The organism is Enterococcus sp. DIV0187 (assembly GCF_051713785.1).
Taxonomy (GTDB): domain Bacteria; phylum Bacillota; class Bacilli; order Lactobacillales; family Enterococcaceae; genus Enterococcus_A; species Enterococcus_A avium.
Map to the genome: position 1 here is coordinate 1,775,310 of NZ_JBIOQO010000001.1, position 12,979 is coordinate 1,788,288.

Sequence of the window (12,979 nt, forward strand, 5' to 3'; positions counted from 1 at the left end):
CAAGGAACTTGTCTTCTATTCCAGCCTTACTCAGATAAACCGGAACGACCAACACAGGCTACTTAATTCCACAAAAAATCCGCGACAGTTTTATCAACGTTAAGATTCTCGTGTAATTGACTATGCTGGGCATTTGGTCCAGTAAAAATTTGATATTTGATAGGATTTCCATGATCTTTCAATAAAGAAAATATTGCTAATGCACTATTGAGAGGAACGGTTCCATCTGTAACTGTCTCCTGATTTATTTTCCCTGCTAATAATAATATCGGCAATTTATTAGGTACATTAGCAATGCCATTCTGATAATCTATGTATCTGCCGGCTTTTACACTTGGACCGTTTCTTAATACATCATCAATCGATTCAGATGATTCTGTAAAATCATTAAATGGCGCTCCGATTGAAATGAATTTGTTTATCGTCGAAGCATCTTTTGGTTGACCATAGGTTGTTAAATAGCGCAGTGAACTAACACCGCCCATCGAATGTCCAACAAGATTTACTTGATCTACCCCCTGTTGCTTCAAATATTTCAAAACAGTATAGATCCATTCAGTCTGATTCCATTCAGTATCTTTATTGGCGGTAAACAAGACTTGGATAGTTGGATTATCCTTTTTCTTACTTAGTTCACCATCAACCTTTAAAGAACCATCTGATTGAACCGTAATCAGCATTTCCTTCGTAGTTTTCCTTTCGCTTGAAAGTCGCTGAATCATCCCACCAAAGGAATTAATGGTTCCCCCATAGCCATGAATAAAAACAGTTGGCACCGCGCTTTTCTTAAAAGCTGGATCATCCTTTTTTTGGGTTAATGCTGATGCTTGTGTTTTTTCCACTTCTTTTGTTTGCTTGCTTCCACAACCAACGAGCAATAAAACGGTTAATGTCGCAACAATGCTCAAAAATACTTTTTTCATTCTTTCAACTCCACTTCATTATGACAGTTTTAGGACATGTTTCACTCTACACTATAGTTTTAAAGGTCGTATAACTCAATGACACGCTTACAAGTTAGCGGAAATTTAGCAATTGTACCGCTTGTATCTAAAAAAACATAAAAAAGCCAAGGCAGCTGCCTCGGCTCGTAGATCTAAATTTTATCAACTTGATCGAAATCTAACTCAGTACTTGTTTCGCGTCCGAACATGTCAATGTTCGCTTTGATTTTATCACGTTCTTCATCAATTTCAGTGATCACACCTTCAAGACCGGCAAAAGCACCTTCGATGATTTTCACTGTTTCGCCAACTTCTACTTCAAGATCGTGTTGACGAGTACTCATACCTAATGATCGCAAGATATGATTTATTTCCTCTGGCATCAATGGCGCTGGTTTACTTCCGGCACCGTGGGAACCAACAAACCCTGTTACACCTGGTGTATTACGTACAACATACCAAGAATCATCAGTCATGACCATTTCTACTAACACATACCCAGGAAATGTTTTATGAACGATTTCTTTTTCTTTACCGCCCTTAACTTCTGTTTCCTTTTCTTCTGGGACAACTACACGGAAAATATAGTCTTCCATCCGCATACTTTGCGCACGTGATTCTAAGTTTGCTTTTACTTTGTTTTCATAGCCGGAATAAGTATGCAACACATACCATTGTTTTTCAAAAGATTCCATTTTCGCCATCGGCTCCTCGTTCTAAAATAAAAAAACCTCAGCAATCCCAAGGTTTTTTCTCACAAATAGTATAACATGCTTTTTTTGAATTGGCTACTAGCGAATGATCAAATTGATCAGTGCTTGAATCGCTGTATCCATGATGAAAAACATCAAAGCAAAAATGATCGCTGTCTCAATAACGACCAATGAATCATGGCGTAATTGTTTTTTTGAAGGCCATGAAACAAGCTTCATCTCTTCTCTTACACTACGTAAAAAATTCAATTAATTCTCCCCCTATTTCGTTTCTTTATGTATCGTATACTGATTACAATGTTTGCAAAACTTATTAATCTCTAAACGCTCTCCGCGCTTGCCTTCGCTCACTGATTTCGTGTAGTTCCTTGAACCACAGACAGTGCAGGCTAGAGCCGCTTTTTTTGTTGCCATAGCGATCTACTCCTAATTCCTATTAATGTATTCATTTTCCTGTTGAAACAAGAATGATAACCTCATGAAGTCACAGACTAACATTATCATCTATCCTTTTTGCTGTCAATATTTCATAAACATCACAGTCCTTTCTTCAGTACTTAAATAATCAATTGGAATTGTTTCCAAAATAAATTTCTTTATCAGGTAGAATATGATAATATGATGAAAGAATGAATAGCTTTATTGGAGGGTTATTGGATGTTATTAAAAAGTCTCGTTTATCCCAAAGAGAATTTGACAACGATCAACGAATCAACAACATTGCAAGAGGCATTGGACATATTGGAAGGTACTGGATTTCGTTGTGTTCCGATCCTTGATGAAAGTGATCAAATTTTCCGAGGCAATATCTACAAAATGCATATTTACCGGCACAAGGCAAATGGCGGCGACATGGATCTCCCAGTCACTCATTTGCTGAAAAATGCGACAAAATTTATTTCGTTAGATACTTCTTTTTTTAAAATCTTTTTTACGATTAAAGAATTACCATATATTACCGTCTTAGATGAGGATCATCATTTTTATGGGATTCTCACTCACAGTACCTTATTAAATATGCTCTCGCAATCTTGGAATATCCAAACAGGTAGTTACGTAATCACCGTTGTATCTACTGGAAAACGTGGAGATCTGGCAGCCATGTCAAAGATCATCTCAAAATTTACAACAATCGCAAGTTGTATCACGTTAGATGTTGGTAAAGATTTCAAGGGGCGGCGTACTTTGTTCACCTTACCTGCTGGTGTAGATGAAAATAAAATGAATCAAATTATTGATCACCTTGAACGTAAACATTTTGAGATTCAAGAAGTTGAAGCTTTGTCTATGCAAGACTAATTTTTCAAATAGAAATGGCGATCCTGATAATAGGACCGCCATTTTTTATAGTTGATTTGCAAAATGCAAACGTTTATTTAGATAGTACATAATTGGTGCCGAGATCGTCATGATGATCGCTTCACTTAATGCCGTCCAGCCGTACGTTGGCCAAAAAGGTAGTTGAGCTGTTAGATTCAGCATCAATGCAATTAAAAACATGCTGGCACTGAAGAATACAACATTTAAAGCTAAACGAATCTTTGTATTTTTTATGACGTTTTGTAAAACAGCTGTCAACGTTAACGCCAACAAAGTTTGTCCGCCGCCAAAAACGACATCGAGCCAGCCCATACCAAAAATCGCATTGTAAACGACAACTCCGCCAAAAATTCCCCATAAATATTTTCGATTAAACACAACTAAATGATTTAAACTTTCTGAAATACGAAACTGAATCGCTCCTGATGCAACTGGCGACACTAAAATTGTCAAAGCCAAATAGAGCGCCATAATAATCCCATTGGTCACTACAACAGTGACACGCTTTCTTTCCACCATATTCATAATTGTCCTTCTTTCTCCGAGTTTTTTTAAAGCGGGATGGTTGATGAACCGCTGTAAACCTTTTACAGCATACGTTTTTTCAGAATATAAGTCAACTCTGGAATCTATTTTGATTAGTTTATCAAAATGGATTCTTTCGAGCTTCAGGTGGTACAATCAAGTTGTAGAAGATACTTTTTTCGAAAGAAGGGTGAACGGTATGTTAGGTATTGACAATGAAATTGTCGAATTATATAAAAAGGCGCAACGAGATGGCGAAGCTGTTATCAAAGATCGCTGGTCTCATGGAAATTACGGGTGTTGCAGTACACGAGCCCCATTAATAGAAAAATATAGAATAGAAAATACTGAAACCCATATCTCGCTTTATCTTTGGAGTAATTTAGTAGTAGATATAAAAAAGAGCAACAAAGCAGCCTTTGTAAATCAAAATTATCAAGCAACAAATTATGATCAAAAAGTCATCGACTGGGTTATTAACCAAGCATTGAAAGCTTAGATGGCTAGAATTCTTTTCATAGGATTTTTTTGCATGTTCGTTTGATAAAAAATGGGTCAATTTTCTACTGTTCCTTTTGTTACTCTGTTATAATCAGTCTTTGAAAGGATCGAGGACATGAATTTTCATTATCATATTTTAATCAATCCCGCAGCCGGTAGCGGTAACGCGGAAAAAACAGCAGAAAAAATCATCCAATTACTCGATGATGGAGACTATACATACACACCTTATTATACGGAAGGGCCTGGCGATGAAAAAGAGATTGTTGACCGGCTAACCGATTTGCTAAGCCCTTGGTCAGAGACTTGCGAGAAGGATCACATCGACAATTCGTTTCACCTGTTAGTGGTGATTGGCGGTGATGGCACGCTCCATCAAGTGGTCAATGAATTCTTTGCGTTAGGTCTGCAACTTCCTGTCAGCTATATTCCTGCTGGTTCAGGAAATGATTTTGCTCGAGGAATCGGTTTATCGCGTGAGCCAGAAAAAGCCTTTGAACAAATTACCTCTGCGTTAAAGCCACAACCGATTAATGTTTTCCATTACGAAGAAAAAATTCGCGAAGAGCAAGGAGTCATTTTAAACAATGTCGGGATCGGTCTAGATGCATTAATCGTTGCGACAACGAATGCCTCTACGTCAAAAAAAGTATTGAACAAGTATCATTTGGGCTCAGCCTCTTATGCCTTGTATCTAGTAAAAGCGATTTTCACTCAAAAGTCGTTTCCAATTCTCGTAGAATTAAATGGCCAAACATTGAGCTTTGAGCGTACTTTTTTATGTACGACCACAAACATCCCTTATTTCGGTGGTGGAATAGCGATCGCGCCAATGGCTGATCCAAAAAAAGAGACGATTGACTTAGTAGTCGTAGAAAAACCGAATCTCCCAGCTATTCTGCGTTTCTTAATTCAGCTAGTACGGAAAAAACATACAGAAAACAAGCACTACAAACATTTTACTAGTAGTAAAATCCGAATTGTTTCGGTTGTACCGCAGCATGGTCAAGCTGACGGAGAAGATATGGGAGAACGCTCCTTTGACATGAACTTCTCGACCGCCACACAATATATTTGGTACGCAGACAAAAGGACTGAAAAATAAAGCTGTAGCTTTATTTTTCAGTCCTTTTTACATAAACATCGCAGGCGTAACATCTGCCATTCCAATCATCGGATCAATCGTTTGAGCGGCAATCAATTTTGGCGTCAAAATTGTCGGCCCGTCTGTTGCTAACTTTTGCTTTTCTTCTACTGCTTTAAATGGTTCTGCCTTTGGTTTTGTCGGTGCAATCTCGGTCCCCTTCATGATTCGTTCAATCAAGGTAGTTTTTCGCACCGCTGATTCTCTTACGACACAGGCTTGGAAGGCTTCTTCCTCTCCTAATAGAATCAATAAGTCCTTACTTCGGGTTACCGCGGTATATAAAAGGTTCCTCTGCAACATTCGTGAATATTGCTTCACCATCGGCAAGAGTACCATTTTGAATTCGCTCCCTTGTGATTTGTGGATCGAACAACAATATGAAAGCTTGATTTTATTCCATTCAGAACGTTTATAGCTGACCTCATTACTATCAAACTGGATCACCAGTTCATCCACTTTATCTTCCGATTCTTTTGCCGGAATGATCCCAACTATAATCCCCATATCGCCATTAAATACATTCAATTCTGGATTATTGACCAGTTGCAAAACTTTATCACCAATCCGATAAACGACATCATTCCATTGGACTTCTTTTTTTCGGCCGTCATTAGGATTAAAAATTTCCTGCATCATCTTATTGATCGCATCGATTCCAGCAGGTCCGCGATACATTGGAGCTAGGACCTGCACATCTTGTGCAGTAAAGCCCTTTTTCTTCGCCCGTTCCACGACCTGCTTGATAACTTCCTCCATCTGAAAGGCATGACAAGCAATAAAGGAACGATCCTGTTGATTTTTCCGAAAGTCTTGCGGCAGTTTTCCATCTTTGATCTCATGTGCTAACGGAATGATCGATGAACCATCGCCTTGACGGTAAATATCCGTCAGCTCCATCTTTGGAATGTCTTCAATCTGTAACAAATCATGAAAAACCTGACCCGGCCCAACGGAGGGCAGCTGATCCTTATCTCCTACAAAAATCACCTGCATATTATTAGGAATTGCCTTTAATAGGGTATTCGCCAACCAAGTATCCACCATCGACATCTCATCGACAATCAACAATCCGCCATCTAGTTCTTTCGCCTCAATATCCGGTGTTTCATCATTGGCGTTCAATCCTAACAAGCGATGGATCGTACTTGCCGGTAATCCGGTCGTCTCATTCATCCGTTTTGCAGCACGGCCAGTCGGTGCCGCCAACAGAATCGGAAAAACTGCTTGTGTGTAATCTTTCGGATCTAAAGACAGATCATTCAATTCCGCGAACAATTTTACAATGCCATTAATCACTGTCGTTTTCCCTGTTCCGGGACCACCCGTCAGAATGAACAATGGCGAACGAATCGCTTCTTTGATCGCTTGATCTTGCGAATCGCCATAAGTGATCTTCAATTGCTTTTCAATAATACGCAGCTTTTTATCGATGACTTTCTGGGGATAATTGATTTCTTTTTTACGTGCCAATAAGCGTTCGATCGAAGAGGCTATTCCCCATTCACTATAAAACAACGTATTCTCATAGATTTTTGTTGCCTCTTGTTGAATTTTTTCCTCTTCAACTAACTGGATGATCATATTGGCAATTTGATCCGGAGAAATTTCTACTGGTCGTGCAGTCTCCAACAACTGCAAAACTTCTGACAATAGCTGCTGAGCTTCAACATATGTATCACCACTTTGATTCGCATCCTCATTGACTTGATGAAAAATCGCGGCACGAATTCGTTGTGGACTATCTGCCGCGATGCCCAATTGTTCAGCTAAACTATCCGCTTTTTTAAACCCGATCCCCTCAATATCCTCTACCAATTGATAGGGATTTTCGGCAATGATTTCTAAAGCCTCATTTCGGTAGGTTTGGAAAATCGCAAACGAGAGCTGGCTGCCGAAACCATAACGACTTAACCCAACAATTATCTGCTCCATGCCATGATTCTGCCGAATTGTCTCCACGATGACTTTTTGTTTCTTCACGTTCAAATTCGGAACTTTTGCCAAAACGGCAGGATTTTCCATAATTTGATCAATGGCTTCTTCACCTAAAACTTCGATGATTTTCTCCGCGGTCTTCTTACCGATTCCTGGAAATTTCTCACTAGAAAGATAATTAATTAGTCCATTGGCAGAAGTTGGATGGGCCTGCTCGTAGCTTTCAACTAGAAATTGCTTTCCATATCGAGGATGATCAACAAAATGTCCGAAAAAGCGATAGTCTTCATCTTCCTGCATATCGCCAAAACTTCCTGTAACAACAATTTCCTGTTCAAGATAATCACTGTTGGTCTCACTCACTTTAATCAATAGAACTTTATAAAAATTACTAGGATTTTGAAAAAAGATCGCCTTTAACGTTCCTACAATATAGAGCTGTTCTTCCGACATTTTGCGCCTCCTTTCTACCTTCTATAGCAACGAATCTGGTTTCGAGCCTGTCCCTTCTAAGAAACTGACATCATTCCATTGGATCATTTGATAAGGCTGTTTAGCATTTTCCGCTTCTAAAATCGTCAGGCTGTTGTTAAATAAGCCGCCCATCTCTCGTAGTTCGCTCATTGATTTTCCTGTCAACGCTTGGATTGCTGCGGTTAATGCGGCCCCGTGACCGACAAAAAGCAATGGACCTTCCTTGGCTTCAGCAACTGCTTTTTCCACTAAATCATTGATGCGTTTCAACATATCTTCAATTTTCTCTCCATCAAAAGGAGTTGGATCGTAAAGCTCCAAATGATGACGTAAATTTACCATGTCTTTAGGATAGCGTTCTTCAATAACAGGAATTAATTGACCTTCCAAGCTGCCTAAACCCAGCTCACGTAAATCTTCAGAACGAACAATTTCAGTTGGCTGTGCCAATTGCTTGTTAATTCCTTCAGCAGTCAGATAAGCCCGTTTCAATGTACTTGTATAAATTTTTTCAAACGGTATATCCTTTAACTCTTTGCCCAATGCTTTGATCGCTTCCAAACTTTCTGGTAACAACGGCGAATCGCCCATCATTCCTTGAAAACGTTTTTCTTGATTCCAACGAGTTTTCCCGTGACGTGTAAAATAAAGTTTCATAAAAATCCCTTTCCGAGTTCTTATTGTCTAATCTAACTTATCGTTTTCATAATGATGCGTCAATTCCAAATTTGGAAAATTTTGTTGCCGTAACGCTTCATAGACGACTAAAGCAACTGTGTTAGAAAGGTTCAAAGAACGTACATGCTCATCATTCATTGGAATGCGTAAACACTTATCCTCGTTTTTCCGCATAAATTCTTCTGGTAATCCAGTGGTTTCCTTGCCAAACATGAAAAAGTGGTCGGCGTCATCAGTGTAATCAATTTCTGAATAAGTCGCATTAGCGAATTTGGTGATCAAATGAAGGGGGCGTTCTTCAAGATGCTCTAGAAATGCTGCTAAGTTCTTATGGTAAGTAATATTAACATCATTCCAGTAATCTAAACCAGCTCGTTTTAAATGTTTGTCATCTGTAGAAAAACCTAGTGGTTCTATCAAATGCAGTGGTGAATTCGTTGCTGCACATGTTCGTGCAATGTTTCCTGTGTTTGCAGGAATCTGTGGTTCAAATAATACAATATGATTTGTCATGTTCGTTCCCTCAATCTTATAAGTAGTTATTTCAAGTATGATTTTTCGCTATATATTCTATTTGAAGTATTTATATTGTTTAGAATTAAAGTGCTCGCTGCTACCCTCAAGTTACGATTCAACTAAACGTCTCGACTAACTGTGAAAATTTGAACTCGCAGCTAACTCACAAGCAAAGAAATCATTTTCCCAAAGACCGGAAAAATGAAGCGATGTTCGTACGCCTATCACTCTGCTAAACTGCTCGTTAAAAGGTAAGATAATTACACCTTGTATCCTTTTCAAATTCAGCAAAACTGCAAAAAGCAGAACTGACAAAAAAAAACGTACCAACTCGGTGTCTAGCACGGCGAGTCGCTACGTTAGTGAAGCACTTTTCACTAACTTTTATCAGAACAGGAACCTGATAAAAACCAATGAAAAACAACTTGTTAGTACTATAACATCACGAAGTCACAAATGCAACCTTCTATTTTCAGGAATTTGAATGAAAGCGCATTCTCTAATATCCTTTTAATATTTCGATATCAATCGTAATTCGTTTCAAAGGATTATCCGCTAACTTGGCCTTTATTTCAGGTGTAACCTGCCATTCCAATGGTGACATTTCTAAAAGATCTAACCGATTTTCTTGCGGTATCTCAAACTCATAAGTTACACGTTCACGGTGATCAATTTTAAGTTCTTCTGTGAAACGTTGAATAACCGCCTCATTGGAATACTCTTCCCCATCTGGATGGTAAATCGCTCGAAGTTCCTTTAGGTAGCCAACTTGAGGAATTACTTTGACTACACAGCCCTCCGGCTTCATCACTCGCTTAAATTCACTATAATGTGAAGGAGAAAAAATATTTAAAATCGTATCAAAGGATTGATCTGCAAATGGCAAATTGGTCAAATCAGCCACACACCAAAAAGCATGGATTGCTTGATTACTTGCTAAATAAACGCCTTCCTTAGCAATGTCAAAACCAATATTTACTGGATTAGCATTTACTTGATTGATTTCTTGCAAAAAACTTCCCTCACCACAGCCGACATCCAGAAGATTTCCCGGTTTTATCAAATGCGCAATTTTTTCTATCACAGGTTGATACATTCCCGATCGAATCATGCGTCCTCGCGGTTCAAACATTTCGTTGTCATATTCTGTTTTGATTTGGTGATCTAAAAAATAAAGCGTGCCCTTTTTTGCTAAATCAAAGCGATGCCCATTTATGCAGGTTAAGCTTTTTTCTATTTGATTCATTTCTTGGTGACACTTTGGACAGCGAAATAGTACCTGCTGCTTCGCTAAAAACAGCGCGCCCCGATCAATTTTTTTAAGCATCTTTTCACTCCCTTTTCGCTATCCTATCATAGCATAGTTCATCTATTCCTACTATCGTCAAGATGTGCTAAACTATACGTCGTAAGTATCACCTTAAAAAATTTAGCTCGATTTGGAGGATACAATCATGATTAAAGAATTTTGCGCTGAAAATTATACCGATATTCCTAAAGCGATCCAAGCTGGCGCTGGACGTATTGAACTATGTGATAACTTAGCAGCTGGCGGAACAACTCCAAGTATGGGAGTAATTGAAGAAGTCTTAGCTTATGCTGGGGAAAAGCATGTACCTGTCATGACTATGATTCGTCCTCGTGGCGGGAATTTTGTCTATAATGATATTGAGTTGAAAATCATGGAAAATGATTTGATTCATGCAAAGAATGCTGGGACTGATGGCGTGGTTTTCGGCTGTCTTACAGAAGATAATGAAGTTGATGAGGAAGCTTTAGAGATGCTGCTAGGCAATAGCGAAGGGGTATTAACGACTTTTCATATGGCATTTGATGAGCTTTCAAAAGAAGAACAATTTAAGACCATCGATTGGTTCTCACGCTTAGGTATTGATCGCATACTGACTCACGGTGGACCATTAACGTCTACCATAGAAGACAATCTGCCCCATCTAAAAGAATTGATTGATTACGCGGCTGGTCGCATTATTATTTTACCTGGCGGTGGTATCAACGCAGAAAATGCGGAAAGAATCGCTAAAACGCTGGGAGTAAATGAACTTCACGGGACAAAAATCGTATCAATTTAAAAGAGAAGTGGCTCATTTTGAGTCACTTCTCTTCTTTCGTTCCTTAATGAATTTTTCAATTCGAATAAACCAACGATTTCCCTTAAAACTCAAGCGTACTGGATAACGTCCTGTCTTATAATTTTTGATTTGACGATGTCGATCCGGAAAAATGTTTAGTGGCAAATTTTGAAGATCAAAAAAATTGAAGGCCACATAATCTTGCGATTCCATTTTGCTTTGGGAAACTTTTTCCTTTACCTTATAAACGTATGTCACTTCATCATGATACTCTTTTGTATAAATTCCAATTAAATCATCAATTGTACTATCAAAAGAAAGCTGCTCTTTAATTAAGCGCTGAATTCCTTCTCGTTCATTCTCATTGGAAAGAAGTTCGCCTCCAGGTAAATCCCAAACAGGCACTCCTTGACGCCGGACTAACAAAATCAATCCATTCCGGATAACAATGGCATAAGCTTTTTTCAAAATTTTCTCACTACTTTCAGCATATGTCTTTTACTAATCATTCAATGTCCAATAAATCGCTCCATAAAGAGACTGGCTATATTAAAATAAATCAATACACTGGTCAAATCGCTCAAAGTGGTAATAAACGGACCGCTAGCGACGGCTGGATCAAAGCCTAATTTCTCCATTATCATTGGAATCCAACTCCCAGCTAGTGTCGCAACCGTAATAGCGGCCATCATCGCAGCTCCGATTACGAAACCTAAGATAAAATTGTGCTTCCAAATCCCAACAATAATAAAGATTGTCACTCCAGTTACTAAGCCTGTCACTAAGCCTGTCAAAATTTCGCCTACGACTAGTTTCCCGAAATTCTTCTCGTTATCATCAGATATCGCTAAGCGACGTACTGCGACCGCAAGTGATTGTGTACCAGCATTTCCCGCTGTCCCAGTAATCAGAGAAATGAACACTGCCAAAATACTCGCTTTACTAACCAATGCTTCATAATGATTAATTAGTGTCGCCGTCGTCATTCCAAGAAACAGCAAAGTGATTAACCATGGCAACCTTCTAGAGGCTGCCTTAACAGGATTTTCATCCACCTCTTCGACATTGACCCCAGCCAAACCAGAGTAGTCACTGGCTGCCTCGTCATCAATTACGTCAATAATATCATCAACCGTTACAATTCCCAATAAATGATCATCATAGTCTGTTACAGGCAAAGCAAGGAAGTCATAGTCACGAAATGTTTGAGCGACATCTTCTTGGTCATCGCCGACATGAACGGAAATCACCCGCTCGCTCATAACATCAGAAACCATTGTATCGTCTTCATTTACGATCAAATCACGCAACGAAATAACCCCAACCAGCTGATTATCATCATTCACTACATAAGTATAATAGATTGTCTCAGCGATTTGGGCTTCTTTTTTCAAAACATACATAGCTGAACGCATCGTTTGATTCGCGACAATCGAGACAAATTCAGTCGTCATCAATGATCCAGCTGTGTCATCTTCATAATGGAGCAGCTCACGAATCTCATTCGCATGCTCAGAATCCATTAGACTTAGATACTTCGCTACTGTTTTCTTATCTAGCTCATTCAGTAAATCCACTGCGTTATCGGTGTACATTTCAGCTAGCATATCAGCAGCATATTGGGGCCGCATCTCATTTAGGTATTCATCCATATGCTCATCATCTTCTTCAATGACATCAAACATATCTGCTAATTCTTTGGGTGATAGATACGAATAAACGAGTTGACGTTCCTCTTCACTTAGAGATTGATAAAATTGCCCTTGATCATAAAAATGCATTTCCAGAAAATGATCACGAAAAGCCTGCAAATCATTCTGATCCAGTTCCTCCCGTAATTGTTGGAAATGTACTTCTAATTCTTCTTGGTTTTCATCCATCAATCTCACCTACCTCGTTTTTAATGAATTATTTTTTTCTATGAAAAAAATAGTTCGATTCTCGTTTCGGATACCATTCTGCTAGACTGCTTGTATTGTATTACTACTTTTACTTTTTGTTTTTTTACTCATACGTTAATTACTGCTTAAAGCAGAACTGGCAACCTACCTCGTTTTTAATGAATTATTTTTTTCTATGAAAAAAATAGTTCGATTCTCGTTTCGGATACCATTCTGCTAGACTGCTTGTACTATA

At 38.7% G+C, this 12,979-nt stretch carries 15 protein-coding genes; 4 read left to right on the plus strand and 11 right to left on the minus strand.

The window, feature by feature from the left end:
- Window positions 1-62 precede the first annotated feature (62 nt).
- The 4 genes from IGI52_RS08655 to rpmG form a co-directional block, all read right to left on the minus strand.
- Complete coding sequence (locus IGI52_RS08655; protein ID WP_438781057.1) at window positions 63-923, minus strand: alpha/beta fold hydrolase; 861 nt, start codon at window positions 921-923, stop codon at window positions 63-65.
- Window positions 924-1,096: 173 nt separating this feature from the next.
- On the minus strand, window positions 1,097-1,639 hold the full coding sequence (nusG, locus tag IGI52_RS08660) for a transcription termination/antitermination protein NusG (protein ID WP_034876867.1): 543 nt from the start codon (window positions 1,637-1,639) through the stop codon (window positions 1,097-1,099).
- Window positions 1,640-1,735: 96 nt separating this feature from the next.
- Entirely contained in the window at window positions 1,736-1,906 is a 171-nt protein-coding gene (gene secE, locus IGI52_RS08665; protein WP_010746478.1) for a preprotein translocase subunit SecE, read from the minus strand.
- Window positions 1,907-1,918: 12 nt separating this feature from the next.
- The gene (rpmG, locus tag IGI52_RS08670; protein ID WP_010739830.1) at window positions 1,919-2,071 is read right to left on the minus strand and encodes a 50S ribosomal protein L33; all 153 of its coding nucleotides are present in this window, start codon (window positions 2,069-2,071) and stop codon (window positions 1,919-1,921) included.
- 243 nt (window positions 2,072-2,314) lie between these two features.
- On the opposite strand from rpmG, the gene cbpA reads away from it, so the two are divergent.
- A complete protein-coding gene (cbpA, locus tag IGI52_RS08675) occupies window positions 2,315-2,956 on the plus strand; it encodes a cyclic di-AMP binding protein CbpA (RefSeq protein ID WP_016181519.1) in 642 nt (213 codons plus the stop codon).
- Between the two features lie 45 nt (window positions 2,957-3,001).
- On the opposite strand, the gene IGI52_RS08680 is transcribed toward cbpA, so the two are convergent.
- Entirely contained in the window at window positions 3,002-3,502 is a 501-nt protein-coding gene (locus tag IGI52_RS08680; RefSeq protein ID WP_016181518.1) for a QueT transporter family protein, read from the minus strand.
- Window positions 3,503-3,701: 199 nt separating this feature from the next.
- On the opposite strand from IGI52_RS08680, the gene IGI52_RS08685 reads away from it, so the two are divergent.
- Window positions 3,702-4,001 (plus strand): hypothetical protein, encoded by a 300-nt coding sequence (locus tag IGI52_RS08685; RefSeq protein ID WP_311861419.1) that lies wholly within the window; start codon window positions 3,702-3,704, stop codon window positions 3,999-4,001.
- A 117-nt stretch (window positions 4,002-4,118) separates the two neighbouring features.
- On the plus strand, window positions 4,119-5,108 hold the full coding sequence (locus IGI52_RS08690; protein ID WP_176675716.1) for a diacylglycerol/lipid kinase family protein: 990 nt from the start codon (window positions 4,119-4,121) through the stop codon (window positions 5,106-5,108).
- Between the two features lie 27 nt (window positions 5,109-5,135).
- Here IGI52_RS08690 and recD2 read toward each other — a convergent pair whose 3' ends face one another.
- The 4 genes from recD2 to IGI52_RS08710 form a co-directional block, all read right to left on the minus strand.
- Window positions 5,136-7,538, minus strand: a complete 2,403-nt coding sequence (gene recD2, locus IGI52_RS08695) for an SF1B family DNA helicase RecD2 (RefSeq protein WP_438781059.1) — start codon at window positions 7,536-7,538, stop codon at window positions 5,136-5,138.
- 21 nt (window positions 7,539-7,559) lie between these two features.
- On the minus strand, window positions 7,560-8,216 hold the full coding sequence (locus IGI52_RS08700) for a histidine phosphatase family protein (RefSeq protein ID WP_438781060.1): 657 nt from the start codon (window positions 8,214-8,216) through the stop codon (window positions 7,560-7,562).
- 27 nt (window positions 8,217-8,243) lie between these two features.
- On the minus strand, window positions 8,244-8,750 hold the full coding sequence (gene trmL, locus IGI52_RS08705) for a tRNA (uridine(34)/cytosine(34)/5-carboxymethylaminomethyluridine(34)-2'-O)-methyltransferase TrmL (protein WP_102871521.1): 507 nt from the start codon (window positions 8,748-8,750) through the stop codon (window positions 8,244-8,246).
- Between the two features lie 502 nt (window positions 8,751-9,252).
- Window positions 9,253-10,080 (minus strand): methyltransferase domain-containing protein, encoded by an 828-nt coding sequence (locus IGI52_RS08710; RefSeq protein WP_438781061.1) that lies wholly within the window; start codon window positions 10,078-10,080, stop codon window positions 9,253-9,255.
- A gap of 127 nt (window positions 10,081-10,207) precedes the next feature.
- Here IGI52_RS08710 and IGI52_RS08715 point away from each other — a divergent pair, with 127 nt between their 5' ends.
- Window positions 10,208-10,843 carry a copper homeostasis protein CutC gene (locus IGI52_RS08715; protein WP_049218969.1) on the plus strand — a complete coding sequence of 212 codons (636 nt, stop codon included), beginning with the start codon at window positions 10,208-10,210 and terminating at the stop codon, window positions 10,841-10,843.
- 12 nt (window positions 10,844-10,855) lie between these two features.
- Here IGI52_RS08715 and IGI52_RS08720 read toward each other — a convergent pair whose 3' ends face one another.
- Complete coding sequence (locus tag IGI52_RS08720) at window positions 10,856-11,311, minus strand: NUDIX hydrolase (RefSeq protein WP_438781063.1); 456 nt, start codon at window positions 11,309-11,311, stop codon at window positions 10,856-10,858.
- A 41-nt stretch (window positions 11,312-11,352) separates the two neighbouring features.
- On the minus strand, window positions 11,353-12,723 hold the full coding sequence (gene mgtE / locus IGI52_RS08725) for a magnesium transporter (RefSeq protein ID WP_016181508.1): 1,371 nt from the start codon (window positions 12,721-12,723) through the stop codon (window positions 11,353-11,355).
- Window positions 12,724-12,979 lie beyond the last annotated feature (256 nt).